At 72.3% G+C, this 25,755-nt stretch carries 23 protein-coding genes and 2 pseudogenes; 18 read left to right on the forward strand and 7 right to left on the reverse strand.

The annotated features are described in order from the left end of the window. The first annotated feature begins 11 nt into the window (after positions 1 to 11). The 5 genes from DBP14_RS28190 (at position 12) to DBP14_RS28210 (ending at position 4,641) form a co-directional block, all read left to right on the forward strand. Positions 12 to 1,064, forward strand: a complete 1,053-nt coding sequence (locus DBP14_RS28190) for a segregation/condensation protein A (RefSeq protein ID WP_129309908.1) — start codon at positions 12 to 14, stop codon at positions 1,062 to 1,064. Further along, on the forward strand, positions 1,061 to 1,735 hold the full coding sequence (gene scpB / locus DBP14_RS28195) for an SMC-Scp complex subunit ScpB (protein WP_129309909.1): 675 nt from the start codon (positions 1,061 to 1,063) through the stop codon (positions 1,733 to 1,735). Before DBP14_RS28190 ends, scpB begins: the two co-directional genes overlap by 4 nt. Beyond that, the gene (locus DBP14_RS28200; RefSeq protein WP_129309910.1) at positions 1,735 to 2,799 is read left to right on the forward strand and encodes a pseudouridine synthase; all 1,065 of its coding nucleotides are present in this window, start codon (positions 1,735 to 1,737) and stop codon (positions 2,797 to 2,799) included. Before scpB ends, DBP14_RS28200 begins: the two co-directional genes overlap by 1 nt. Before the next feature lie 80 nt (positions 2,800 to 2,879). Continuing rightward, positions 2,880 to 3,887, forward strand: coding sequence for an ADP-ribosylglycohydrolase family protein (locus DBP14_RS28205; protein WP_129309911.1), 1,008 nt, complete (start codon positions 2,880 to 2,882; stop codon positions 3,885 to 3,887). Positions 3,888 to 3,891: 4 nt separating this feature from the next. Further along, positions 3,892 to 4,641, forward strand: a complete 750-nt coding sequence (locus DBP14_RS28210; protein WP_129309912.1) for a nucleotidyltransferase domain-containing protein — start codon at positions 3,892 to 3,894, stop codon at positions 4,639 to 4,641. Here DBP14_RS28210 and DBP14_RS28215 read toward each other — a convergent pair. Continuing rightward, a pseudogene (locus tag DBP14_RS28215) lies at positions 4,573 to 5,346 on the reverse strand (nucleotidyltransferase domain-containing protein); the annotation flags it as partial. The gene DBP14_RS28210 and the pseudogene DBP14_RS28215 overlap by 69 nt on opposite strands. 22 nt (positions 5,347 to 5,368) lie before the next feature. After that, positions 5,369 to 5,770 (reverse strand): Rieske (2Fe-2S) protein, encoded by a 402-nt coding sequence (locus tag DBP14_RS28220; protein ID WP_129309914.1) that lies wholly within the window; start codon positions 5,768 to 5,770, stop codon positions 5,369 to 5,371. Between the two features lie 235 nt (positions 5,771 to 6,005). Between DBP14_RS28220 and aroH the strand changes: the two genes are divergently transcribed. From aroH to der, 5 genes are all read left to right on the forward strand, one after another. Next, on the forward strand, positions 6,006 to 6,368 hold the full coding sequence (aroH, locus tag DBP14_RS28225; RefSeq protein WP_129309915.1) for a chorismate mutase: 363 nt from the start codon (positions 6,006 to 6,008) through the stop codon (positions 6,366 to 6,368). Continuing rightward, positions 6,365 to 7,450 carry a prephenate dehydrogenase gene (locus DBP14_RS28230; protein ID WP_129309916.1) on the forward strand — a complete coding sequence of 362 codons (1,086 nt, stop codon included), beginning with the start codon at positions 6,365 to 6,367 and terminating at the stop codon, positions 7,448 to 7,450. Before aroH ends, DBP14_RS28230 begins: the two co-directional genes overlap by 4 nt. A gap of 189 nt (positions 7,451 to 7,639) precedes the next feature. Then, entirely contained in the window at positions 7,640 to 8,326 is a 687-nt protein-coding gene (gene cmk / locus DBP14_RS28235) for a (d)CMP kinase (protein ID WP_129309917.1), read from the forward strand. A gap of 74 nt (positions 8,327 to 8,400) precedes the next feature. Continuing rightward, on the forward strand, positions 8,401 to 8,988 hold the full coding sequence (locus tag DBP14_RS28240) for a lysophospholipid acyltransferase family protein (protein WP_164992548.1): 588 nt from the start codon (positions 8,401 to 8,403) through the stop codon (positions 8,986 to 8,988). Positions 8,989 to 9,065: 77 nt separating this feature from the next. After that, positions 9,066 to 10,547, forward strand: a complete 1,482-nt coding sequence (der, locus tag DBP14_RS28245; RefSeq protein WP_129309919.1) for a ribosome biogenesis GTPase Der — start codon at positions 9,066 to 9,068, stop codon at positions 10,545 to 10,547. Positions 10,548 to 10,620: 73 nt separating this feature from the next. Here the strand turns inward: der and DBP14_RS28250 are convergent, their stop codons facing one another. Both DBP14_RS28250 and DBP14_RS28255 read right to left on the reverse strand, forming a co-directional pair. Continuing rightward, on the reverse strand, positions 10,621 to 11,025 hold the full coding sequence (locus DBP14_RS28250; protein WP_129309920.1) for a hypothetical protein: 405 nt from the start codon (positions 11,023 to 11,025) through the stop codon (positions 10,621 to 10,623). Positions 11,026 to 11,167: 142 nt separating this feature from the next. After that, positions 11,168 to 11,947 (reverse strand): hypothetical protein, encoded by a 780-nt coding sequence (locus tag DBP14_RS28255; RefSeq protein ID WP_129309921.1) that lies wholly within the window; start codon positions 11,945 to 11,947, stop codon positions 11,168 to 11,170. Between the two features lie 538 nt (positions 11,948 to 12,485). Between DBP14_RS28255 and DBP14_RS28260 the strand changes: the two genes are divergently transcribed. Continuing rightward, on the forward strand, positions 12,486 to 13,136 hold the full coding sequence (locus DBP14_RS28260) for a transglycosylase family protein (RefSeq protein ID WP_129309922.1): 651 nt from the start codon (positions 12,486 to 12,488) through the stop codon (positions 13,134 to 13,136). 409 nt (positions 13,137 to 13,545) lie between these two features. Continuing rightward, positions 13,546 to 13,761, forward strand: a complete 216-nt coding sequence (locus DBP14_RS28265; RefSeq protein ID WP_129309923.1) for an I78 family peptidase inhibitor — start codon at positions 13,546 to 13,548, stop codon at positions 13,759 to 13,761. Between the two features lie 20 nt (positions 13,762 to 13,781). Here the strand turns inward: DBP14_RS28265 and DBP14_RS28270 are convergent, their stop codons facing one another. Further along, a complete protein-coding gene (locus DBP14_RS28270) occupies positions 13,782 to 14,801 on the reverse strand; it encodes a phosphatase PAP2 family protein (protein ID WP_129309924.1) in 1,020 nt (339 codons plus the stop codon). A 221-nt stretch (positions 14,802 to 15,022) separates the two neighbouring features. Continuing rightward, positions 15,023 to 16,336: a glycosyltransferase family 39 protein gene (locus DBP14_RS28275; protein WP_129309925.1), complete on the reverse strand. Its 1,314-nt coding sequence runs from the start codon at positions 16,334 to 16,336 to the stop codon at positions 15,023 to 15,025. Positions 16,337 to 16,595: 259 nt separating this feature from the next. Here DBP14_RS28275 and DBP14_RS28285 point away from each other — a divergent pair. Next, positions 16,596 to 18,140, forward strand: a pseudogene (locus DBP14_RS28285) (MFS transporter); the annotation flags it as partial. 767 nt (positions 18,141 to 18,907) lie between these two features. Further along, positions 18,908 to 20,098 (forward strand): acyl-CoA dehydrogenase family protein, encoded by a 1,191-nt coding sequence (locus DBP14_RS28290; RefSeq protein ID WP_129309926.1) that lies wholly within the window; start codon positions 18,908 to 18,910, stop codon positions 20,096 to 20,098. Positions 20,099 to 20,145: 47 nt separating this feature from the next. Here the strand turns inward: DBP14_RS28290 and DBP14_RS28295 are convergent, their stop codons facing one another. Continuing rightward, positions 20,146 to 20,583: a cell division protein SepF gene (locus tag DBP14_RS28295; protein WP_129309927.1), complete on the reverse strand. Its 438-nt coding sequence runs from the start codon at positions 20,581 to 20,583 to the stop codon at positions 20,146 to 20,148. A gap of 333 nt (positions 20,584 to 20,916) precedes the next feature. Here DBP14_RS28295 and DBP14_RS28300 point away from each other — a divergent pair, with 333 nt between their 5' ends. The 4 genes from DBP14_RS28300 (at position 20,917) to DBP14_RS28315 (ending at position 25,741) form a co-directional block, all read left to right on the forward strand. Beyond that, entirely contained in the window at positions 20,917 to 22,113 is a 1,197-nt protein-coding gene (locus DBP14_RS28300; RefSeq protein WP_129309928.1) for a DUF5685 family protein, read from the forward strand. A 170-nt stretch (positions 22,114 to 22,283) separates the two neighbouring features. Beyond that, the gene (locus tag DBP14_RS28305) at positions 22,284 to 23,132 is read left to right on the forward strand and encodes a S1 family peptidase (protein WP_129309929.1); all 849 of its coding nucleotides are present in this window, start codon (positions 22,284 to 22,286) and stop codon (positions 23,130 to 23,132) included. Positions 23,133 to 23,367: 235 nt separating this feature from the next. After that, complete coding sequence (locus tag DBP14_RS28310) at positions 23,368 to 24,276, forward strand: S1 family peptidase (protein WP_129309930.1); 909 nt, start codon at positions 23,368 to 23,370, stop codon at positions 24,274 to 24,276. 382 nt (positions 24,277 to 24,658) lie between these two features. After that, positions 24,659 to 25,741: a S1 family peptidase gene (locus tag DBP14_RS28315; protein WP_129309931.1), complete on the forward strand. Its 1,083-nt coding sequence runs from the start codon at positions 24,659 to 24,661 to the stop codon at positions 25,739 to 25,741. Positions 25,742 to 25,755: the final 14 nt, after the last annotated feature.

A 25,755-nucleotide genomic window follows, 5' to 3' on the forward strand; every position in this document is an offset into this window, starting at 1 on the left:
CTTCGGGGGCTATGACCTCGCGTGATGTTCCCGTATCCGGTGCAGGTGCCGGGCGCCGGCGTGCGTTGGGCCGGGGGCCTGGTGCGTCCGTGGTTGAGGTTGAGGCGCCTGCTGAGGCCGGTGGGCCGTTGTGCCCACCCGTTCCTCCCCCAGTGCCTGAAGGGCCTGGGGGGACCCCCAGCGGAACGCCTGCCCACAACGGCGACGGAGTCGAGAGTGCGCCGTCCGCTGCAGAGACTCAGGAACCCGACGGAGTCTTCAAGGTTCGGCTTGCTAATTTTGAGGGGCCGTTCGATCTGCTTCTTCAGTTGATCTCGAAGCACAAGATGGATGTCACCGAGGTCGCGCTGTCGAAGGTGACCGATGAGTTCATGGCGCACATCCGGGCGATGGGGCCGGACTGGGACCTGGATCAGACGACCGAGTTCCTGGTGGTCGCGGCGACGCTGCTGGACCTGAAGGCGGCCCGGCTGCTGCCCGCCGCCGAGGTGGAGGACGAGGGGGACCTCGCGCTGCTGGAGGCGCGGGACCTGCTGTTCGCGCGGCTGCTGCAGTACCGGGCGTACAAGCAGATCGCCGACATCTTCAACCGGCGGCTCGACGACGAGGCCCGCCGCTGGCCCCGTACCGTCGGCCTCGAACCGCAGCACGCCGAGCTGTTGCCCGAGGTCGTCATCAGCATCGGCCCCGAGGGGTTCGCCCGGCTCGCGGTCAAGGCGATGCAGCCGAAGCCCAAGCCGCAGGTGTACATCGACCACATCCACGCCCCGCTGGTCAGCGTGCAGGAGCAGGCGGGGATCGTGGTGGCCCGGCTCAAGGAGCTGGGCGAGGCCAGTTTCCGGGCGCTCGTCGAGGACACCGACGACACCCTCACCGTCGTAGCGCGGTTCCTGGCGCTGCTGGAGCTGTACCGGGAGAAGGCCGTCGCCCTGGAGCAGGAGGCCGCCCTGGGGGAGCTGACCGTGCGCTGGACCGGCGGGGACGGGGACGCGGCGCCGATGGTCACCGACGAGTTCGACCGCCCGCCGGAGCAGCCCGGTCAGACCGAGGAGGAGAAGTCGTGAGCGAGGAGACCGCCGAGATCCCGGCCGGCCTGCGGACCGTCGCCGGCCTCGACCTCAAGCCCGCCCTGGAGGCGGTCCTCATGGTCGTCGACGAACCGGCGACCGAGGAGCACCTGGCCAGGATCCTGGAGCGGCCGAAGCGGCAGATCGGGGACGCGCTGCGCGAGCTGGCCGACGAGTACACCGTGCAGGGCCGCGGCTTCGAGCTGCGGTTCGTCGCGGGCGGCTGGCGCTTCTACACCCGCGCCGAGTACGCCGACGCCGTCGAGCGGCTCGTCCTGGACGGCCAGACGGCCCGCCTCACCCAGGCGGCGCTGGAGACCCTCGCGGTCGTCGCCTACCGCCAGCCCGTCAGCCGCAGCCGCGTCTCCGCAGTCCGCGGGGTCAACTGCGACGGCGTGATGCGCACGCTCCTGCAGCGCGGTCTGGTCGAGGAGGCGGGCACGGAACCCGAAACAGGTGCGATCCTGTACAGGACGACGAACTACTTCCTGGAACGGATGGGCCTGCGCGGCCTGGACGAGCTTCCGGAGCTGGCGCCCTTCCTTCCGGAGGCGGAGGCGATCGAGGCCGAGACCCAGGAAGCCGTACCCTCGTTCGATCCGGATGCCCCGGACCCGGACGACGGTCCCATGACGGACATGCCTAATAGGACAACGACGGAACTTTGATGCGAAGCAGCGGCAGCGGCAAGAGCGGCGGACGCGGTAACCACCGCAGTGCCGGCAACGACAGGGACCAGAAGCAGGGGCAGGGCCGTCCCCGCAAGCCCCGCCCCGAGGAGCGCCGCTACGACGTGGGCCCCGGCGCCACCAAGGACGGCCCCAAGGCCGGGCGCGGCGGCGCCGCGCGCGGGGGAGCCAAGGGCGGCCCGCGCCAGTCCCAGCAGCGTGACGGGCGTACGGCGCCGGGGCGCTCGCGGGAGTACGAGGCCCGCGCCGAGGAGCGCAACCGCGAGCGGTACGCCGGCAAGAAGGACGTCAAGCTGCCCAAGACCTTCCCGGGTGCCGAGCAGGAGGGCGAGCGGCTGCAGAAGGTCCTCGCGCGCGCGGGCTACGGCTCCCGGCGCGCCTGCGAGGAGCTGATCGACCAGGCCAGGGTCGAGATCAACGGCGAGATCGTCCTGGAGCAGGGCCGCCGCGTCGACCCGGAGAAGGACGAGGTCAAGGTCGACGGCCTGACGGTGGCGACGCAGTCGTACCAGTTCTTCTCGCTGAACAAGCCCGCCGGGGTCGTCTCCACCATGGAGGACCCGGAGGGCCGGCAGTGCCTCGGTGACTACGTCACCAACCGCGAGACCCGCCTCTTCCACGTCGGCCGGCTCGACACCGAGACCGAGGGCGTCATCCTGCTCACCAACCACGGCGAGCTGGCCCACCGGCTGACCCACCCCAAGTACGGCGTGAAGAAGACCTACCTCGCGCACATCGTCGGCCCCATCCCGCGCGACCTCGGCAAGCGCCTGAAGGACGGCATCCAGCTGGAGGACGGCTACGCGCGCGCGGACCACTTCCGGGTCGTGGAGCAGACCGGCAAGAACTACCTGGTCGAGGTCACCCTGCACGAGGGCCGCAAGCACATCGTGCGCCGGATGCTCGCCGAGGCGGGCTTCCCGGTCGACAAGCTGGTGCGCACCGCCTTCGGCCCGATCACCCTGGGCGACCAGAAGTCCGGCTGGCTGCGGCGGCTGTCCAACACCGAGGTCGGCATGCTGATGCAGGAAGTCGATCTCTAGGCGCCCGGCCGCGCCCCGGCCCTTGCGTTGATCACCATCCCCCTTTATTGTCAGGATGACGATAAAGGGGGATGGTTCCTATGACCAAGCAGGCGGCCACCGGTGCGCTGATCGGGCTCGCCCTCGGGGACGCGCTCGGCTTTCCGACCGAGTTCAAGACCGTGCCGCTGATCCTCAACATGTTCGGGCCCTGGCGCGACATGGATCTGCCGCAACGAGCGCGGGTGTCCGACGACACCCAGATGACCCTCGCCTTCGGGCGCGCCCTGCGTACCGCCATGGACCGGGGCGTGCTCGGCGCGCCGACGCTTCAGGCGCCGCTCCGCGCGGAGTTCGTCGGCTGGTACGAGTCGCCGGACAACAACCGTGCCCCGGGCAACACCTGCCTGACCGCCTGCGGTCTGCTCAAGGACGACGGGCGCCGCTGGCAGGAGGCCAGCCAGATCGGTTCCAAGGGCTGCGGCGCCAACATGCGCGTCGCCCCCGTCGGCCTCGTCCCCGGGCTGAGTGACGACCAGCGGGCCGGGGCCGCCCAGTTGCAGTCCGCGCTCACCCACGGCCACCCGACGGCCCTGGCCGCCTCCGACCTCACCGCCCGCGCCGTGCACCTGCTCGCCCGGGGTGTCGATCCCGCCGGTCTGGTCGGGCGGCTGCGGTCGTACGCCTACGACAACCGCAGCCGCTACCACCACGCCTGGCTCGGGGACCTGTGGACCCGCTCGCAGGACCCGAGCCCCGAGCAGTTCATCGCGCGGGGCTGGGACGAGTGCCTGGAGATCCTCGGTCGGCTGCAGGAGGCCGTGGGCACCGTCTCCCCGGAGACCGACCCGTGCCTGGCCACTGGGGAGGGCTGGATCGCCGAAGAGGCCTTCGCCACCGGGCTGCTGTGCTTCCTGCTCTTCCCCGACGAGCCCGTCACCGCCCTGCGCCGGGCCGCCTGCACCTCCGGCGACTCCGACTCGGTCGCCTGCCTCACCGGCGCCTTCGCGGGCGCCTGGCTCGGCGCGGACGCCTGGCCGGGAGACTGGGCCGACCGGATCGAGTACCGGGGCGACCTGGTGGCCCTCGGAGCGCTCTGGGACGCTTGAGCCCATGATCGACGACCTCGACATGGACCTGACGCCCGTGATCGCCGAGCAGCCCGACCCCCTGCTGTTCGCGACCGTCTCCGGCGCCCACCTGTACGGCTTCCCGTCCCAGGACTCCGACCTCGACCTGCGCGGCGTCCACCTGCTGCCCGCCGCAGACCTGGTCGGCCTTCGCGAGCCGGCCGAGACCCGGTCGCGGACCTGGGTGCGCGACGGCGTCGAGCTGGACCTCGTCACCCACGACCTGCGCAAGTTCGTACGGCTGATGCTGCGGCGCAACGGCTATGTGCTGGAGCAGCTGCTCTCGCCCCTGGTCGTGCACACCGGCGACGCGCACCGGGAGCTGGCCGCGCTCGTGCCGGGCGTCCTCACCAGCCACCACGCCCACCACTACCGGGGCTTCGCGGTCACCCAGTGGCGGCTCTTCGAGAAGTCCGGCGAACTCAAGCCGCTGCTCTACACGTTCCGGGTGCTGCTCACCGGCATCCACCTCATGCGCACGGGCGAGGTGCAGGCCCATCTGCCCACCCTGGCCGACCAGTTGGACGCGCCCGGCTATCTGTCCGAGCTGATGACTGCCAAGGCGGAGCGCGAGCACGGGCCGGCGGAGATCGACCACGCGCGCGTGGAGGCCGACGTGGAACGGCTGCACACCGCGCTCGACGAGGCGCAGGCCGGGTCGGCCCTGCCCGACGCCCCCACCGCCCAGGACGCCCTGCACGACCTGGTCGTCCGCCTCCGCCTCAAGGGCTGAGAGGGCCTCAGGGGCTTAGCCGGCCTCATGGGCCGAGGCGCGGCGCACGCGGAACAGGAATTCGGCCACGCGCGCGTGATCAGGCTCGGGCGGGAGCGGACTGCCCGCCAGGGCCTCCTCCGTCTGTGCCGCCAGCCCGGCCATGCGCGCCTCCACCTCCGCCCAGGACACCTCGCCCCGCTTCACCGCGAGCAGGGACTCCCGCCCGTCGCCCACGTCGATCCGCAGCTCGCCCGTGCGCAGCAGGTCCCGGGCGCTGGTCAGCAGGCGGAGCAGGTGCATGGCGTGCTTCCAGCGCGGGGCGCCGGTCGTGCGGACGTCGGCGTCGAGCTTTTTGCGCTGGCCGAGGGCGTAGCGGGTGAAGGTGTCGTAGGCCCGGCGGGAGAGGAAGGCGCCCCGCAGGGACAGCAGTTCGCGGCCGGTGTCGTCCACGTGCTCCACCAGCGGTGAGTGCAGGCACTCCAGGATGTTCGGGTTGCCGCGCAGCGCCAGCTCGCAGAACCGCTCCAGCTCCCAGGAGAACTGCTCCTCGCCGGGTCCCTCGACATGCGTCGGCGGCTTCTCGAACCGCCAGAACAGGGGAGTGGGCGCCAGGAACACGCCCCGCCGGTCGGTGTCGCTGTCCCCGGTGGCCAGGCCGAAGGCCCGTGAGCCCATGACACAGGCGTAGATCGTGTGGTGACGTACCAGGTCCTCGGGCCGCATGCCGGGAGCGTACGCGGGCCGGTCACGCCAGGCGGATCGAATTTCCCTTCACCGTGATCGTCTCCGGGGGCAGCGGCTTGGTCGCCGGGCCCTGGGCCACCGCACCGTCGGCGATGCGGAACCTGCTGCCGTGGCAGGGGCAGTCGATGGTGCCGTCCGCGACCGTGGCCACCGTGCAGCCCATGTGGGTGCAGACCGCCGAGAACGCCTTGAAGTCCCCCTTCCCGGGCTGGGTGACGACGACCTTCCGGTCCGTGAAGATCTTCCCGCCGCCCTCCGGGATGTCACTGGTCTTCGCCAGCTCCTCGCCGCCGGAGCCGTCGCCGCCGGAACCGCCGCCGTTGCCGCCGCATCCGATGCACGCGCCGGCGAGCGCCACGGCACCCGTCGTCACCACCGTGCGCCGTGTCGCGCCCTGTCTCATGCCACTACTCCGATACTCCGAACGCCGATTCGACCAGAACGGGCGGGAAAATCGCCAGGAAGGTCACAAACACCGGCATCCTCCCATTCAGGGCGCCCCGGCCGAAGGACCCCGGGCAGGGGTCACCTGGTCGGCCCCGCCGTCTCAGCGGGCGGGCGCGGCGCGCCCCGCCGGCGCCGGCTGACTACGCTGGACGGACCAACAGCCGTGATCCGAGTCAGCGAGGAGCAGCGCCGTGGCGGTACGAGCGGTCCGGGGGGCCGTCCAACTGGAGCGGGACGAGGCCGGGCACATGGACGAGCAGGTCGGAGTCCTGCTCACCGCCGTCCTGGAGCGGAACGGGCTCACCCCGGACGACCTGATCAGCATCTGGTTCACCGCCACCCCCGACCTGCACAGCGACTTCCCGGCCGCCGCCGCACGCAAGCTCGGCATCGTCGACGTCCCGCTGATCTGCGCCCAGGAACTGGACATCGCCGGCGCCATGCCCCGGGTCGTACGGATCCTCGCGCACGTCGAGTCGGACCGCGCCCGCGCCGACATCGCCCATGTCTACCTCGGCGCCGCCGCCGCCCTGCGCAAGGACATCGCCCAGTGAGGACCGCACTCGTCATCGGCACCGGGCTCATCGGCACCTCCGCCGCGCTCGCCCTGACCCAGCGGGGAGTCGTCGTCCACCTCGTCGACCACGACCCCGAGCAGGCCCGTACGGCGGCCGCGCTGGGCGCCGGCACCGCCGAGGCGCCCGAGGGCCCCGTCGACCTGGCCGTCGTCGCCGCCCCGCCCGCACACGTCGCCGCCGTCCTCGCCGATGCCATGGGGCGCGGTGTGGCCCGCGGCTACGTCGACGTGGCCAGCGTCAAGGGCGGACCGCGCCGCGAGCTGGAGGCCCAGGGCCTGGACCTGGCGTCGTACATCGGCACCCACCCCATGTCCGGGCGCGAGAAGTCCGGCCCGCTGGCCGCCACCGCCGACCTGTTCGAGGGCCGGCCCTGGGTGCTCACCCCGACCCGGGACACCGACACCGAGGTGCTGAACCTCGCCCTGGAGCTGGTCTCGCACTGCCGGGCCGTACCCGTCGTCATGGACGCCGACGCCCACGACCGCGCCGTGGCCCTCGTCTCCCACATGCCCCACCTGGTGTCCAGCATGGTCGCCGCCCGTCTGGAGCACGCCGAGGAGGCCGCCGTACGGCTGTGCGGGCAGGGCATCCGGGACGTGACCCGGATCGCCGCCTCCGACCCGGGCATGTGGATCGACATCCTGTCCGCCAACCCCGGCCCGGTCGCCGACCTCCTCGCGGACGTCTCCGCCGACCTCGACGAGACCGTCCGTGCCCTGCGCTCCCTGCAGTCCGCCGACGAGGACAAGCGGCGCGAGGGCAGCACGGGCATCGAGGACGTGCTGCGCCGCGGGAACGCGGGACAGGTCCGGGTCCCCGGCAAGCACGGATCCGCCCCGCGGGCGTACGAGACGGTCGCCGTCCTCATCGACGACCAGCCCGGCCAGCTGGCCCGCATCTTCGCCGACGCCGGCCAGGCGGGGGTCAACATCGAGGACGTCCGCATCGAGCACGCGACCGGGCAGCAGGCCGGTCTGGTGCAGCTGATGGTGGAGCCGAGGGCGGTCCCGGTCCTGACCGCCGCGCTGCGCGACCGGGGCTGGGCGCTGCGCCAGTAGTCGGCGGGACCGTGGCCGCGCGCTGCGCGCTCTCCCGCCGCACCGGCCCGGCGCCGCACCGGCCCGGTGGGCAGCCCGTGGCCGCCGGGCGCGCACGCGTCCGGACGAGTGACGGGAACCCAGTAACCTTGTGCGGGGCGCGTTCGCTCCCCCTACCTCGCCCACACCGCACCAGGAAGGTGTCCCCCCGTGGAAAACGGCGCCGCCCAGCCCGTGATTGTCGCGATCGACGGCCCCTCGGGCACCGGCAAGTCGAGCACCTCGAAGGCCGTGGCCGCGCAGCTCGGCCTGAGCTACCTCGACACCGGCGCCCAGTACCGGGCGATCACCTGGTGGATGGTGAACAACGGCATCGACCTGGAGGACCCCACCGCGATCGCCGCGGTGGCGGGCAAGCCGGAGATCGTCTCCGGCACCGACCCGGCCCACCCGACCATCACGGTCGACGGGGTGGACGTGGCCGGCCCGATCCGCACCCAGGACGTCACCGCGAAGGTCAGCGCGGTCAGCGCGGTGCCCGACGTGCGCACCCGCATCACCGAGCTGCAGCGGTCGATCGCCGCCGGCGCCGAGCAGGGCATCGTCGTCGAGGGCCGGGACATCGGCACGACCGTGCTGCCCGACGCCGACCTGAAGATCTTCCTCACCGCCTCCCCGGAGGCCCGCGCCGCCCGCCGCAGCGGCGAGCTGAAGGGCGCCGACGTGCACGCCACCCGCGAGGCGCTCATCAAGCGGGACGCGGCCGACTCCGGCCGCAAGACCTCGCCGCTGGCCAAGGCCGGCGACGCGGTCGAGGTGGACACCACCGACCTCACCCTCGCCCAGGTCATCGAGTGCGTCGTCACCCTGGTCGAGGAGAAGCGGGCCGGGAAGTGAGCAAGCCGTCCACCCCGGCGGAGCCGGCCTCGGAGCGGGGCGCCGAGGTCGGGCGGCGCATCGGCGTCGGCCTGATGTACGGGCTGTGGAAGCCGCGCGTGCTCGGCGCCTGGAAGGTGCCCGCCAACGGTCCGGTGATCTTCGCCGTCAACCACTCCCACAACATCGACGGCCCCATGGTGATGGGCGTGGCGCCCCGGCCCACGCACTTCCTGATCAAGCGGGAGGCGTTCGTGGGACCGCTCGGCGCCTTCCTGACCGGCATCGGCCAGGTCAAGGTGGACCGCACGTCCGCCGACCGTACGGCCATCACCCGGGCGCTCGGCGTGCTGGCGGCCGGGGGAGTGCTGGGCATCTTCCCGGAGGGCACCCGGGGCGAGGGCGACTTCGCCTCACTGCGCGCGGGGCTGGCCTACTTCGCCGTGCGCGGCGGGGCGCCGATCGTGCCGGTCGCGGTGCTCGGCAGCACGGACCGGCCCGGACGGCTGATCAAGGGGCTGCCCCCGCTGCGCTCCCGCGTCGACGTCGTCTTCGGCGACCCGTTCCAGGCCGGGGACGGCTCCGGCCGGGCCACGCGGCGGGTGCTGGACGAGGCGACCGAGGGAATCCAGAAGCAGCTCACCGGCCACCTGGAAAACGCCAGGCGCCTGACCGGGCGCTAGGCGACACTTGAGTAGTGGATCAGCCCGCCAGGGGTGCTCCACCGATCACCACGAAGGAACGACGAGGTACGGACTTCATGAACGACCAGAACCAGCCCGGCGACTCGGCTGAGCACGAGTACGACCACGGGGCGCTCGGCGACGCCGAGTACGCGCAGTTCATGGAGCTGGCCGCCGAAGAGGGCTTCGACATCGAGGACGTCGAGGGAGCCATCGAGGAGGCGGGCCACGGTCCGCTGCCGGTGCTCGCCGTCGTCGGCCGCCCCAATGTCGGCAAGTCGACCCTGGTGAACCGGATCATCGGCCGCCGCGAGGCCGTCGTAGAGGACAAGCCCGGCGTCACCCGAGACCGCGTCACCTACGAGGCCGAGTGGGCGGGCCGCCGCTTCAAGGTCGTCGACACCGGCGGCTGGGAGCAGGACGTCCTCGGCATCGACGCCTCCGTGGCCGCCCAGGCCGAGTACGCGATCGAGGCGGCCGACGCGGTCGTCTTCGTCGTCGACGCCAAGGTCGGCGCCACCGACACCGACGAGGCGGTCGTCCGCCTGCTGCGCAAGGCCGGCAAGCCGGTCGTGCTGTGCGCCAACAAGGTGGACGGGCCGAGCGGCGAGTCCGACGCGGCCTACCTGTGGAACCTGGGCCTCGGCGAGCCGCACCCGGTCTCCGCCCTGCACGGCCGCGGCACCGGCGACATGCTGGACGCCGTCCTGGAGGCGCTGCCCGAGGCCCCCGAGCAGTCCTTCGGCACCGCGATCGGCGGCCCCCGCCGGATCGCGCTGATCGGCCGCCCGAACGTCGGCAAGTCCTCCCTGCTGAACAAGGTGGCCGGCGAGGAGCGCGTCGTCGTCAACGAACTCGCGGGCACCACCCGGGACCCGGTCGACGAGATGATCGAACTCGGCGGCAAGACCTGGAAGTTCGTCGACACGGCCGGCATCCGCAAGCGCGTTCACCTGCAGCAGGGCGCCGACTACTACGCCTCGCTGCGCACGGCGGCCGCCGTCGAGAAGGCCGAGGTCGCCGTCGTCCTGATCGACGCCTCCGAGAACATCTCCGTGCAGGACCAGCGCATCGTCACCATGGCCGTCGAGGCGGGCCGTGCGATGGTCATCGCCTACAACAAGTGGGACACCCTCGACGAGGAGCGCCGCTACTACCTGGAGCGGGAGATCGAGACCGAGCTGGGCCAGGTCGCCTGGGCCCCCCGGGTCAACGTCTCGGCGCAGACCGGCCGGCACATGGAGAAGCTGGTCCCGGCGATCGAGGCCGCCCTCGCCGGCTGGGAGACCCGCGTCCCCACCGGCCGGCTCAACGCCTTCCTCGGCGAGCTGGTCTCGGCCCACCCGCACCCCGTCCGGGGCGGCAAGCAGCCGCGCATCCTCTTCGGCACCCAGGCCGGCACCAAGCCCCCGCGGTTCGTGCTCTTCGCCTCCGGCTTCATCGAGGCGGGCTACCGGCGCTTCATCGAGCGCCGGCTGCGCGAGGAGTTCGGCTTCGAGGGCACCCCGATCCATATCTCGGTCAGGGTTCGCGAGAAGCGCGGCGCGAAGAAGAAGTAGCGGTCACGCACCGACGTAGCGGTACGGCACGAAGGGCGGCCCCTGAGCACCAGGGGCCGCCCTTCGCCGTACGTCACATGCCCCGGCGCGGGGCCGGGGGCAGCGCGGCCGGCACGAAGTGCGTCCGCGTCTCCTGGTGCTGGCCGCCGAGTGTGCCGATCCGCTGCCACTGCGACTGCGACTGCTGCCGGGCGCTGTACGCACCGGCGCTGTAGGCGCTGTACGAGCTGCTGAACGACCCCGGGCGGTGGCCGCCGTAGGAACCCGTGCTGTGCGGGATGCACCCGAAGGCGGTGAACCCCAGCTCCTCCTCGCCGCTGCGGTCACCCGGCAGCGTACGGAAGGTCTTGACCCACTCGGCGTAGAGCGAGTCGTAGATCGGCGTGGCCGACGGCCCCCCGCCCCCCTCCGGCCCCGACCGAGCGGCCGGAACAGAGGAGAACGGAGCCCGACGAGAAGGAGTGTCGTATGCGTGCACACAACTCCAAACGACCAGAGCCTCAAAGGGATGCGGTACTGGAACGTGCCCCAAAGGGGCGCGGGGAACGGCGCGAGCAACCACCACGCACCCGCACCCGCACCCGCCGACGCACCGAACTCACCCGCCCGTCAGGCGACTCTCACGTACCGGCAAGAGGCAACGCGGCAGCGACCAACTTCCCACTCCCCGCAGCCTTGTCGAGAGACTCCCGCAGCAGATCCTCCCGCGGCTGCCGTCCGATCGACCCCACCGGCGCCGCGAACATCAGCACCTGCTGATGCTTGTTCGCCGCCGCCCGCCAGCTGTCCGTGACCTGCAGCGGCTGGTGCGCCTGCCACCACGCCACCGGCTGTCCGCCGTTCGGCGACGGCTGCAGCACCGCGTGCAGCTGGCCCACCGCGAGCAGCACCGACCAGCCGTGCAGCACCGGCGGCACCGTGGTCAGCTCGGTCACCGGCATGAAGCCCTGCTCGATGAGGAGCGGCAGGAAGTCGTCGCCGGCCCCGGTGGAGCCCGGCCGCACGATCGGCGCGGTCGGCTCGACGACCAGCGCGGGGTGCAGCTCGCCCTCGATGAGGACGAGTCCGCTGGTCACGCCGAGCACGGCCTGCTCGGGCACGGCCTTATCCGGCTCGCCGGCCGGCCCGCTCCCGATCGAGCGGACGGCGCCCTGCAGTTGCTCCTCGGTGACCTGGACGACCTGCGAGGGCAGGCAGCCGGCGTGGGCGAAGGCGAGGACGGCGGTCTCGTCGCCGACGAACAGAACGGTGCTGGTGCGCTCCTGCTCGGAGTCGCCCGGGGTGCGGCAGGACGTGCAGTCGTAACTGCCCGGGGCGTTCTCTCCGGCGAGCAGCCGGTCGGCTTCTTCGTCGCCGATCTCGGCGCGTACGGCGTCACTGACGTCGAGCATGCGCGGCACGGTGGCTCCCTCGGGATGCGGTGCTGGGTCGGCCGGGTGGCTCCCGGCCCTGAGCCCCGGGGTTCCGGGCTCATGAAGATGACAACGGAGGACCTGTGGCCGGAGTCACGCACCGCGGGGAACGGAATCGAACCATCCCGAGCACAGCGTCACGTCCCGCCCGGAACCGGCCACTCAGCGTCAACTTCGCGCGCCGTCAAGGAACTTGTACGGGTGAAGTGAGTCACAGATCCTCTCGACTGCTGGTCGACATATCTGGAAATCAGCGGATGAAGGGGCTGGCCGAAAATCGCCGATACCCGGGGTAATGACCAACTGGCCTGGGCGGACCCGGAGTTGGTTGCCGCCGGGCGCCCCGGCTCCCTACATTCCTCCGCCGTGTGCAACGAGCACCGCTCGGGTACGTCCGCCGGCCGGCACAGGCAGCGCAGCATCGCCGCACCGGCCGCGGCGGACGGGGCGGGCGCGAGGAACCGCGAATCAGCGCGGCGAGACGCGCTCCGTCCGGGGGAGCCCGGGTTCGTGGAGAGGGAATTACATGTCCGAGTGTGCCCATACCAGCCGCACCACCGCCCGTCCCGGCAGTGCCCGCAAGGGCCGTACCGCGGCCGTCCTCGCCGGAGCCGTCCTGGCAGCCCCGCTGGGGCTGCTGGCCGCGACCGGCGGCGCGGCAGCAGCCGGCAGCGGCGTGTGGGACCGCATCGCCCAGTGCGAGAGCGGCGGCAACTGGCACATCAACACCGGCAACGGCTACTACGGCGGGCTCCAGTTCGCCGCCGGCACCTGGCGCGCCTACGGCGGTACCGCGTACGCCCCGACGGCCGACCAGGCCTCCAGGGGCGCGCAGATCGCCGTCGCCACCAAGGTCCAGCACGCCCAGGGCTGGGGCGCCTGGCCGGTCTGCTCGGCCCGCGCGGGAGCCTCGGGGTCCGCGCCGTCGGCGGCCTCTCCGGCCGCCTCGAAGGGTGACGTGAGGGCGAAGTCCGCCCCGGCGAAGGCGCCGAGCCGCCCCGCGGGCCACACCAACCGCAGCGCCGCGCGCGGCGACTACACCGTCCGCGCGGGTGACACCCTCAGCACGATCGCCGCCCGGCACGGGACCACCTGGCAGCGGATCTACGCCGCCAACACGTCCGTCATCGGCGGCGACCCCGACCTGATCGTCCCGGGCCAGCGCCTCGCGCTCTGACCCGTCCCGTCCGGCACCCCCGCGGCCCGCGGGGGTGCCGGCGTTTCCGCCTCCAGGGGGCGTCCCTGTGCGGCGAGGATGTGCGGCGAGGATGTGCGCGTCGCGTGAAATTCTCATGAGAACGTCGGGCGCCCCGCCGTCCCTCCGGAATCCGTGAGAATCCCCTTGGGAAGGCGCTCCCGCCCCTTCCCGGCACGTTTTTCGGCGTCCCATTCGAAGAGGGTCGCCGACACGCGGAAATCGAGTTCGATTAGCTCGGGAAGCCGTACGGAAACGCTCGTACGGGTGAGGGATTTCGGCCGGAACGGGTGTCGGGAACCTGTGACAGAAGTGTGACCGGAGGGGGACGCGTGCCGGGTGGTGCCGGGCCCGGCTTCCGTCGTCGGCCCCTGCGGCCTAGCGTGGCCGCATGACATCTTTCCCCACTCCGCCGGCGGAGCCCCAGGACAGTCCGGACGGGTACGTCGGCCTCGACGCCGCCCACGCCGAGCGGCTCGCCCGGGAGCGGGGGTGGCACACGGTCCGGTCGCTGCCGCCGGGTTCGATCATCACCATGGAGTACCAGGTGGGCCGGATGAACTTCGAGGTCAGCGACGGCCGGGTGGCCCGCGCCTGGAAGGGCTGAACCGGACGCTCAGCCGTCCGTCAGGGGCGGGCCGGCTGGGTCGTGCCGCGCGGGACGCGTTCGGCGTGCGGCGGACGGCGGCTGCCGGCCGGGGTGACCGGGGTGCGCTCCGAGCGGGGCGAGTGCGCGCCGGTGGTGCGGTGCACCGGGGCTCGTGGACCGCGCGCCGGTGCGACGGGCTCGCGCGCCGGGGCGGGCTGTTCGGCGGGCGCGGCACGCTGTTTGAGCAGCACGGGGGCAGGGGTGACCGGGACGGCCGGTGCGGGCACCGGGCGGCCGCGACGGGCGCGCCAGAGGTCGCGCAGGTCGAACAGCGCGTTCTCGGCCCGGGTGATCAGCGGCTCGAACCAGGGCAGGGCGAGCAGGATCAGCAGCCCGGCGGCCCAGCCCAGCAGCACGTCGCTCAGCCAGTGCGTACCGAGGTAGACGGTGGTGAGGCCGACGCCGAGGGCGGTGATCGCCGACAGGGCCGAGAGCCAGCGGCGGGCGCGCGGGCTGGACGCCAGATAGGCCAGAATTCCCCAGGTCACCACGGCGTTCGCGGTGTGGCCGCTGGGAAATATATCGCCGCCCATGCCCATCTCGTTCGAACCGATCACGGTCGCGTAGTGCGGACCGAGTCGCCCCATCCCGAGCTTGGCGGCGCCGACCGTGATGTTCAGCAGCAGCAGCGAGGTCGCCAGCGTCAGCAGCGGGCGCAGGGTGTGCTGCCGCCAGGAACGCCAGCCCAGCCAGGCCGCGACCATCACCGCGGTGGGGCCGCGCTGGCCGAGCACCACGTAGTAGTCGAGGAACGCGTGGATCTGCGGCCACTGCTGGTACGGGCGGAAGAACATGACCTGCCAGTCCAGCCGGACCAGCCAGGAAGTGATCACCACGGCCCACACGATCGCCAGGTAAAAGGCGAGGGTCGCCGTGAACAGCACGACCCGGTGCCGGCTCATCCTGGGCACGTCGATGTGAGCCGGTCGTTCCGGCTCACGGTCCAGCCTGGCGAACACCCGGTCCAGACGCCGGGTCAGGCTTCGTTCGGTACGCACCCAATCGACGTTACAGCGAGTGAGCTGTGTTCCCTGTCAAAACAGCTGGGTCGTGATGACGATGTGATGTGGGAAACGTCTCAACCACGCCCAGAATTCCGCTGGTTCCGCAATCCGTTGAGACGGCTTCCGGCAATTCCTTTGATCATGCCGGCCGGCAGTTTTATGGCACTTATGAATTCGTTCACCGGTTCACCGGGTGGAATTCGGTGCGTGACCGGTCACGGCGGGCCGGAACCGTTCAGCCAGAACGCCCCGTAGACCGCCGAGGCCACCGCCGCACTCGCCACGATCAGCACCGACCGGGAGCGGCGCGTCCGGGCCAGCGCGCGGGCGAGCGGCAGCAGCAGCGGGAACGCGGGCATCAGCAGCCGGGGCTTGGAGCCGAAGTAGCTCGACGCGCACAGGGCGAGCGCGAGCACCACCCCCGTGTAGACGAGCAGCGGCAGCGGCTGTCGCTGCCGTACGCCCGCCAGGTACAGCCGGACGAGCAGGGCGACGCCGACGATCAGGCCGAGGCCGACGAGGGCCGACGGGAACGACGTGAGCTTGCCGACGGCGAAGCGGGCGAAGGCGTACCCGCCGTCGAAGCCGTTGCGCCAGCCGGCCTGGACGTCGAGATAGCCGAAGAGGCCCTTTCCGGTGCGGTGCCCGACCCACAGGACATAGCCGGCCGTGCCCAGCGGGGCGATCAGCAGACCGAGGGCGCGAAGCAAGGCGGGGGCGCCGGGCAAGTCGGGGGCCGCCGGGGCGCCGGAGGCGTGCGAGGCGAAAGGGAGGGCGCGTGCTGTGGTGTACGCGCTGTTCGTGCTCTGTGCGCGCCTGGCGCGCGCGCCGCTCGTCAGGCTCGGGGCGCGTTCGTCGTCGCGTGCGCCGTGCGCGCTCCGCGCGCTTCGGTCTCGCACGAACGAGACAAGGCCCGCCGCCCACACCGCCGCGACCACCGCGAGCCCCACCGGCCGGGTCAGCCCGGCGAGCGCCGCCAGCGTCCCCGCCGCCACCCACCGCCCGGTCAGCACCGCGTACAGCGACCACGCGGCCAGCGCCGTGAACAGCGACTCGCTGTACGCCATCGACTGCACGATCCCCACCGGCAGCACGGCCCACAGCAGCACCCCGTACAGGCCCGCGCGCGCCCCGTACACCCGCTCCGCGACCGCGAAGATCCCGCCGGCCGCCGCCAGCGACGCCAGCAGGCTCACCACGAAACCGGCGTCCGCGTACGACAGCGGCGCGCACGCGTGCAGCAACCGCTCCAGCCAGGGCAGCAGCGGGAAGAACGCCAGGTTGGAATGCAGGTCGCCGTTGGGCAGCCGCACCTCGTAGCCGTACCCGAGGTGGGCGACCCGGGTGTACCACAGGGCGTCCCAGCGCGCGGTCAGCAGCGTGTACCCGCTCTTGCCGCGCGCGGCGCTCCACACCGCCAGCACGACCAGGCCCAGGGCGCGCACGGCGGCGTACCCGAGCAGGGCCGGAGCCGCCCGGCGGGCGAGGGGGGCGCGGGCCGGGGCCACGCGCGTCGCAAGATCGGTCACGGGCTCGATTATCGACCGGACCGGGAACCCGGCCGGCCGCCGGGGCGTTTTCAAGGGCGGAGGACGTGGCGTACGCCACATGGGTTCCCTGCCGCGTGTGAGAGGTCCGCCACGCGACCGCGGAACGAACTCGCGTACGCTCAGGTGTCACCCGCGTGGGATCGCGCGGGCCGGAGACCCCGCTCCTCTCCGGCCGTACGACGGGAGTCCCCACCCCGTCGGTCCGCCGCACGCGAGGGATCATCTGGGAGGTACGTACATGTCCGGGACGACCACGGCCGCCGCACTGCTGCGCCGTCGGGCGGCCGGGGCCGGTGCCAACCGCTGGGTCGTGCTCGTCGTCCTCTGTGTCAGCCTGCTGCTCGTCGCCCTCGACGCGACGGTGCTGCACGTGGCGGTCCCCGCCGTCACCGAGGACCTGCGGCCCGGCGCGATAGAACTGCTCTGGATCGTCGACGTCTACCCACTGGTCTGCGCCTCGCTGCTGATCCTCTTCGGCACGCTGGGCGACCGGGTCGGCCGCAGACGCATCCTGCTGCTCGGCTACGCCCTCTTCGGGGTCGCCTCCGCGGTGGCCGCGTTCGCGCAGACCGCCGAGACGCTGATCCTCGCCCGCGCCCTGCTCGGCGTCGGCGGTGCGATGATCATGCCGGCCACGCTGTCGATCCTCCGCCAGGTCTTCCCCGACCGGCGCGAGCGCGCGCTGGCCATCGGTATCTGGAGCGCGGTGGCCGCGGTCGGCGCGGCGGTCGGACCGCTGCTCGGCGGATTCCTGCTGGAGCACTTCTGGTGGGGCGCGGTCTTCCTGATCAACATCCCGTTGATGCTGGTCAGCCTGCCGGTGGGCCGGATCCTGCTGCCCGAGTCACGCGGCGACGGGGGCGGCCCCTGGGACGTGACCGGCGCCCTGATGGCGGCGGCCGGCCTGTTCGGCGTCGTCTTCGGCGTGAAGCGGCTGGGCGGCGGCGAGCCGGTGATGAGCCCGCTCACCGTGCTGCCGCTGCTGATCGGTGCCGTGCTCGTCTTCCTCTTCGTACGGCGCCAGCGGCGGCACCCGCATCCGCTGGTGGACCTGCGGATGTTCCGCCGCCCGGCGTTCAGCACCGCCGTGGGCTGCATCGTGCTGGCGATGCTCGCCCTGGTCGGCCTGGAGCTGATCGCGGCGCAGTACCTGCAACTCGTGCTCGGACTCTCCCCGCTGCAGACCGGCCTGCGGCTGCTGCCCCTGACCGTCGCCGCGATGGCGGCGGGCCTGGCCGGCGCGCGGATGCTGCGCCGCTTCGGACCGCGCCGGATGGTGTGCTTCGGCTTCTGCCTGACCGCCACCGCGGTCGTGACGCTGACCGCCATGGGCGGCGTCGATGACGCGCCCCTGCTGCTGACCGGCTTCGTCCTGCTGGGCTTCGGCCTGGAGACGACGCTCTTCGGGGCGTACGAGTCGATGCTGAGCGAAGCCCCGCAGGCACAGGCCGGCGGCGCGGCGGCGATCGGCGAGACGTCGTACCAGCTCGGCGCCGGCATCGGCATCGCGCTGCTCGGCAGTGTGATGAACGCCGCCTACGCCCCCGGCCTCGCTTCGGTGCCGGGCGTCCCGGCACGGGCCTCGGCCGCGGCGAGCAACTCGCTGGGCGAGGCCTACGAGGTCGCCGGGCACCTCGGCGGCCCCGCCGGAGCCGCCCTGCGCCACACGGCCCGGCACTCCTTCGTCCACGGCCTCCATGTCACGCTCCTGGTCAGCGCGGGCCTGCTCCTCCTCGGCGCGATCATGGCCCTGCGCCTGCCACGGGTGATGCACTGCGCCGAGGAGAACCCCGAGCCGGCCCTCGCCGTCCACAGCGACCTTCCCACCGAGACCGGCCTTCCCACCGAGACCGGCTTCCCCGCCCCCAGGCAGGCGGAGCGGCCGGCGCCGGCCACCGACCTGGTGAGGACGGAGCGGCCGGCACCGGCCGCCGGGGCCGGGCAGCGGGAGTGGCCTGCGACGGTCGCACGGTCACGGGAGGTGGAGTGGCTGCGGTCGGCCGAGCGGCCGACCGGGGCCGAGCGGCCGTGGGCCGGCGAGACACCGGTGGCGGCCGAACACGCGCAGGCGGCCGAGTCGTCGGCGGCGAGCGAACACCCGTGGGGGAGCGGGGCTCCGGCGGCGGACGGCGGACTGCGGGCGATCGGCAGGCCGCGCACCCCCGACGGGGCTCCGAAGACCGAGGCGCCCCGGAACGCCGACGGGCCCTGGAAGGCCGAGGAGCCCTGGGCGCTCGGCCTGCCCCGAGCGATCGGCAGGCCCCGGGCGGCCGAGAGCCTCCGCACGACCGACGGCCCGCGTGTGGCCGACGGCCACCGCACCGCCGACGACACCGGCTCCGGCAACGACCCCCAGACCGCCGGCAACGCCGCCCGGACCGCCGACGGCCGCCGGACCTCCCGCGACTCCCGCGCGCCCGGCAAGCCCCGGGTGGGCGCCGCTCGTGTGGTGGCGCTGGACGTGGGGGACGGCGCACCGTAACGTCGGCTCCGGAATCGTAACTAGCGCTGCTAGTTTTCAGAGTGCCTCAGTGTGCCGGAGGGTGTTCCATGTCCGCGTCCGCGAAGCTGCCCCCGTTCGACCCCGCCGACCCCCTCGGGATCGACGACCTCCTGGACCCGGAGGACCTGGCCGTCCGGGACACCGTGCGCGCCTGGGCGGCCGACCGCGTCCTGCCGTACGTCGCCGACTGGTACGAGAAGGGCGAGCTGCCCGGCATCCGGGACCTCGCACGCGAACTCGGCTCCATCGGTGCCCTCGGCATGTCCCTGTCCGGGTACGGCTGCGCCGGCGCCACGGCCGTGCAGTACGGCCTCGCCTGCCTGGAGCTGGAGGCCGCAGACTCGGGCATCCGCTCCCTGGTCTCCGTGCAGGGCTCGCTTGCCATGTACGCGATCCACCGGTTCGGCAGCGAGGAGCAGAAGCAGCGGTGGCTGCCCCGCATGGCCGCCGGCGAGGTGATCGGCTGCTTCGGGCTCACCGAACCCGACCACGGCTCCGACCCCGCCTCCATGCGCACCCACGCCAAGCGCGACGGCACGGACTGGATCCTCAACGGGCGCAAGATGTGGATCACCAACGGCTCGGTCGCCGGGGTGGCCGTCGTGTGGGCGCAGACCGAGGACGGCATCCGCGGCTTCGCCGTACCGACCGACACCCCCGGTTTCTCCGCGCCGGAGATCAAGCACAAGTGGTCGCTGCGCGCCTCGGTCACCAGCGAACTCGTCATGGACGACGTACGGCTGCCCGCCGACGCCGTGCTGCCGGAGGTCACGGGGCTGCGCGGACCGCTGAGCTGTCTCTCGCACGCCCGGTACGGCATCGTCTGGGGCGCGATGGGCGCCGCGCGCAGCAGCCTGGAGGCGGCGGTCGACTACGCGAAGTCGCGGGAGCAGTTCGGGCGGCCCATCGGGGGCTTCCAGCTCACCCAGGCCAAGCTCGCCGACATGGCGGTCGAACTGCACAAGGGGATTCTGCTCGCCCATCACCTGGGGCGGCGCATGGACGCGGGCCGGCTGCGTCCGGAGCAGGTCAGCTTCGGCAAGCTCAACAACGTCCGCGAGGCCATCGAGATCTGCCGTACGGCGCGGACGATCCTCGGTGCCAACGGGATCTCCCTGGAGTACCCGGTGATGCGGCACGCGACCAACCTGGAATCGGTGCTCACCTACGAGGGCACCGTCGAGATGCACCAGCTCGTGCTGGGCAAGGCGCTCACCGGGCTCGACGCGTTCCGCTGAGCCCGCGGGTCCCGTGAGGGGAGGCAGGGCCGGTGAGCGGCCCTGCCTCAGCTCTGGTTGAAGAAGCCGTCCGAACGGTGCTGCGACGCGTCGCCGCTGATGATCTCCGTGTCGGCCGGGGTCAGCAGGAACACGCGGTTGGACACGCGGTCGATCGAACCGCGCAGGCCGAAGATGAGCCCGGCCGCGAAGTCGACGACGCGCTTGGCGTCGGCCGGCTCCATCGCCGTGAGGTTCATGATCACCGGGACGCCGTCCCGGAACAGCTCGCCGATGGCGCGGGCGTCCCGGAAGCTGTCCGGGGTGACCGTGCCGATCCGGCGGTCCTTCTCCTCGGCCTTGTCCGTGGCCACCTTCACCCGGGGGTCCGTGACCCAGGCACCCTCGGACTCGGCGCCCTCGGTGTAGTCGTCGTCGTAGTAGCGCTCGTCATCGTTGTCGTCGACGAGGCCGAGCCACGCACTCGCCTTGCGTACCGATCCCATGGACGCCTCCTCTCACAGCGGTCCTTCTTGCTTCCGCATCCCTATGGTCATCCATGATGCGGACGGCGCGCCAAGTGAATAGACGCCGCGCGGGGGGTTTGTGACGGTACTGGTGCACAGCGCGTCCGTCGAGAGTCCTTGTGCCCCAAGGCTCGTGACTCATACGGCTGCTGACTGTGAGTGAAATATGATTGTCATGGGCGTACGGGTGACGCACGGTGCGTACGGGTGAACGAGCGGACCGATACGCCGCTGATACGACGTCGGTACGAGCGGACGGTCGGCCGATACGATGCGGCCGCTCAACATCGCTTCACGCCACGGGGGATCGTCGTGTTCGGAATCGTACGACCGTGCAGTCACCGGCTCGGAGAGGGCCTCAAGGCCCAGTGGATGGCGCACATGTGCGGCCTGTGCCTGGCCCTGCGTCACGATCACGGACAATTCGCCCGAATCGTGACGAACTATGACGGGCTGCTCATATCGGTTCTGACGGAGGCTCAGGCCGGAATCCGGGGTACGTCGCGGCGTACCGCGGGACCGTGTCCGCTGCGCGGGATGCGCACGGCGTCCGTGGCCAAGGGCGAGGGGGCACGGCTGGCCGCCGCCGTGTCCCTGGTGCTCGCCTCCGCCAAGATCCGCGACCACGTCGCCGACGGGGACGGGCTGCTGGCCCGCGGGCCGGTGGCCGTCGCCGCGCGCCGGGTCGCCGCGAACTGGACGCGGGCCGGGGCGCGCGGCGGTTCGGCGGTCGGGTTCGACACCGCCGTCCTCCTGGACGCCGTCGACCGCCAGATTGGCGTCGAGGCGCTCGCCGGGCGCGGCACCCCGTTGCTCGCGGTCACCGAGCCCACCGAGACCGCGACGGGCGCCGCCTTCGCCCACACCGCCGTCCTGGCCGGGCGGCCGGGCAACGCCGAGCCGCTCGCCGAGGCGGGCCGGCTCTTCGGCCGGCTCGCCCACCTCCTGGACGCCGTCGAGGACCGGGACGCCGACGCCGCGTCGGGCGCCTGGAACCCGCTGACGGCCACCGGGACGCCCCTGCCCGAGGCGCGCCGGCTCGCCGACGACGCCCTGCACGGCATCCGCCTGGCCCTGCGCGAGGCCGAGTTCACCGACGGCGCGCTGGTCCACCGGCTCCTCGTCCACGAACTGCGCCGGTCCGTGGACCGGGCGTTCGGCGCGGGGCACGCGACGCACGGTGCGCACCAAGGGCCACCGCATGAGGGCCTGGGCCACCCGGACCTGAGCCACCCGGGCCACCCGAACCCGGGCCACCCGGACCTGGGCCGGCCCGGTTTCGGGCACCCGCCCGCGCACAAGCCGCGCGGCTTCCTGCCTGGCTGCGGCATGTTCGCCCTCCTCTGCTGCGGCTGCCAGATGTGCTGCGCCGAGGAGTACGAGGGTCCTTGGTCCCGGAAGAAGCGCGAGGGCTGCTGCCGGGACTGCGACTGCGACTGCCCGTGCGACGGCTGCGACGGCTGTGATGGCTGCGGCGACTGCTGCTGTTGCCCGTGTGACGGCTGTTGACCAGGAGGCCGGCCGGCGGAAGGCGCGATTCCTTCCGTCGGCGCGACTCCCTTGTGCGCGGGGCGTTCCGGAGTCATTCTCTTGACCGGCGCATGTCAGAAACACGCCATTCCGGCAGCGTCTCACGGGCCCCCACCCCGTAGGGCCTTCCGCTCCCAAGAGGAGGATCAGTGAGAACCAAGCGCACCCGACTGCTCGCCGTCGCCGCAGGTCTCGTCGCCGTCACCCTGGCCGGGGCACCCGGCGCGGGAGCGGCGTCCCCCGCCCGAGGCGCCGCGCGGCTGGCCCGAGTTTCGGACAGCGTCGCCCGGGCCGCCGTGGGCGGCACCGCCTGGTACACCGACGCGCACAGCGGCCGTGTCGTCGTCACCGCCGACAGCACGGTCGGCGAGGCCGGCATCGCCCGCATCGAGAAGGCGGCCGGCGCCGACCCGGGCGCCGTGGAGGTCCGCCGCACCACCGGCGTCTTCCGGCCGCTGCTGGGCGCGGGCGACGCCATCTACGGCGGCCAGTACCGCTGTTCGCTCGGATTCAACGTGCACAGCGGCAGCACCTACTACTTCCTCACCGCGGGCCACTGCGGCAAGGTCGCCAAGACCTGGTACACCGACCAGGCGCACCGCACTCTCATCGGCGCGACCGTGAACTACAGCTTCCCCGGCAACGACTACGCGCTCGTCCGCTACGACAACGGTGCCCTCGGTCACCCCGGCGGCTACAGCGCGGCGAACGCCTACGTCGGCGAGAGCGTCAAGCGCACCGGCTCCACCTCCGGCACCCACGGCGGCACCGTCACCGCGCTGAACGTCAGCGTCCACTACCAGAGCGGCGGCACGGTCCGGGGCCTGATCCAGACCACGGTGTGCGCCGAGCCCGGCGACTCCGGCGGCCCGCTCTACGACGGCACCAAGGCCATCGGCCTCACCTCGGGCGGCAGCGGCGACTGCTCCTCGGGCGGTACGACGTTCTTCCAGCCCGTCACCGAGGCGCTCAGCGCCTACGGAGTCAGCATCTACTAGGCGAACGCGCGTAGCTCAGCCGAAGGTTGAAGGCTGTACGGCCGAAAGGCACCCTTGTGTCGACCGGCCGTTCGGCCGAATACTCCCCCTCAGCGCTTGCCGGGGGCACACGCTGCCGGAAACCTGAGACATCGGAACCCGGTGCGCACGGCCTCCGTACGCGATGCCCCCTGGCTGCGCCTCACGGGCCCCGACCCCACGCGGGCCCCCGACTTCCCCTGGGAGGGAACGACACGTGAGGATCAAGCGCACCACTCCCCGCACCGGAACGGCGAGACGGACCCGGCTGGTCGCCGTGACCACGGGCCTGCTGGCCGTGGCCGCGTTCGCCGCCCCCACCGCGAACGCCGCCAACGCCGACGGAAACCACACGTTCAGCGCCAACCAGCTCACCCGTGCGAGCGACTCCGTCCTCAAGGCCGACGTCCCGGGCACCGCCTGGGCGGTGGACAGCAGGACCGACCGGGTCGTCGTCACCGTCGACAGCACCGTGTCCCCGGCCGAGATCGCCAAGATCAGGCGGCAGGCCGGCGCCGGCGCGGACGCGCTCACCATCAAGCACACCGACGGGAAGTTCAGCAAGCTCATCACCGGCGGCGACGCCATCTACGGCGGCCAGTACCGCTGTTCGCTGGGCTTCAACGTGCACAGCGGCAGCACGTACTACTTCCTGACCGCCGGCCACTGCGGCCAGGTCGCCTCCACCTGGTACAGCAACTCCAGCCACAGCACCGTGCTGGGAACCAACGTCAGCTACAGCTTCCCGGGCAACGACTACGCGCTGGTGCGCTACACCAACTCGTCCGTCTCGCACCCGAGCGCGGTCGGCGGCCAGTCCATCACCCGGGCGGCCACGCCCAGCGTGGGCCAGACGGTCTACCGGCGCGGCTCCACCACGGGCACGCACAGCGGCCGGGTGACCGCGCTGAACGCCACCGTCAACTACGGCGGCGGCGACGTCGTCTACGGGCTGATCCAGACCACGGTCTGCGCCGAGGGCGGCGACAGCGGCGGCCCGCTCTACTACGGCAGCACCGCCTACGGTCTGACCTCGGGCGGCAGCGGCGACTGCTCCTCCGGCGGTACGACGTTCTTCCAGCCGGTCACCGAGGCGCTGAGCCACTACGGCGTGAGCGTCGGCTGAGGTTCGTCCGTCCTCCCGGCCCTCCGGTGGTGGGCCACCCGGGCCCCCGTACGCCGCGGCGTACGGGGGCTTCGCCGTGTCCGGCATCGGCCGTGTTCCGCATCCAGCCCTGTCCCGCCTCCAAAGGGGCGGAATCGAGCCACCGTTGGCGGTCGACGCCCGGTGAGAGGTTACTCGCTCGTAGTGTTTGCAGTGCGAATTCCCAGGGACGACTGGCCCCGGTCGAGCGGGGCGGGGGCGTGCGGGGCGCCCGTGCGCGCGTCCTGAAGTCGACCTTGTGTGCTCCCTGTGCGGCTCGGAATAGTGGGCGCCCGTCAACCAGCCTTCCGGCCCGTGAGTCCCCACAACTCCGCGGGCCGATCCCCCCACAGGAGGACGTGAGTTGCAGCACCGACGCATACCCAGGCGACGGGCCGCCGTGGTCGGAGCGGGCATCACCGCTCTGGTCGCCGCGGGAGTCACCTTCCAGACTGCGAACGCCAGCGAACCCTCCCACGCCGTGCCCCAGCCGCGGGTCCTGTCGACCCCGGCGGCCGGAAAGCTCGCCTCCAGCCTGCTGAGCGGCCTCGGTTCCGGCGCGGCCGGCAGCTACTACGACGCCGGGTCCGGGAGCCTCGTCGTCAACGTGCTCGACCAGACCGCCGCGAGGACCGTCGAGGCGGCCGGCGCCAAGGCCAGACTCGTCACCCGCTCCCTCACCGAACTCGACGGCGCCCGCGCGACGCTGAAGAAGGACGCGACCATCCCCGGCACCTCGTGGGCGACCGACCCGGTCAGCGACAAGGTCGTCGTCACCGCGGACCGTACGGTGTCCACGGCGCAGTGGAGCAAGCTCTCCCAGGTGGTCGCCGGGCTCGGCGGCAAGGCCGAACTCAAGCGGTCCAAGGGGACCTTCAAGCCCTTCGTCGCCGGCGGCGACGCGATCACCGGTTCGGGCGGGCGCTGCTCGCTCGGCTTCAACGTGGTCAAGGACGGGCAGCCGTACTTCCTGACCGCCGGGCACTGCACCGAGGCCATCTCCAGCTGGTCGGACTCCTCGGGCGCCGTGATCGGCCAGAACGCCCAGTCCAGCTTCCCGGGCAACGACTTCGGGCTGGTGAAGTACACGGCCGGTACCGATCACCCGAGCGAGGTCGACCTCTACAACGGCTCGGCCCAGCAGATCACCGGCGCGGCGGAGGCGACCGTCGGCATGAAGGTCACGCGCAGTGGCTCCACCACGCATGTGCACGACGGCACGGTCACCGGCCTGAACGCCACCGTCAACTACTCGGAGGGCACGGTCAGCGGGCTCATCCAGACCGATGTGTGCGCCGAGCCCGGGGACAGCGGCGGCTCGCTGTTCTCCGGCAGCAACGCCATCGGGCTGACCTCGGGCGGCAGCGGTGACTGCACCTCCGGCGGGGAGACGTTCTTCCAGCCCGTCACCGAGGCGCTGTCCGCCACCGGGAGCCAGATCGGCTGACGTCACCGAGCCGC

The sequence above is a fragment of the Streptomyces sp. L2 genome, from assembly GCF_004124325.1.
Taxonomy (GTDB): domain Bacteria; phylum Actinomycetota; class Actinomycetes; order Streptomycetales; family Streptomycetaceae; genus Streptomyces.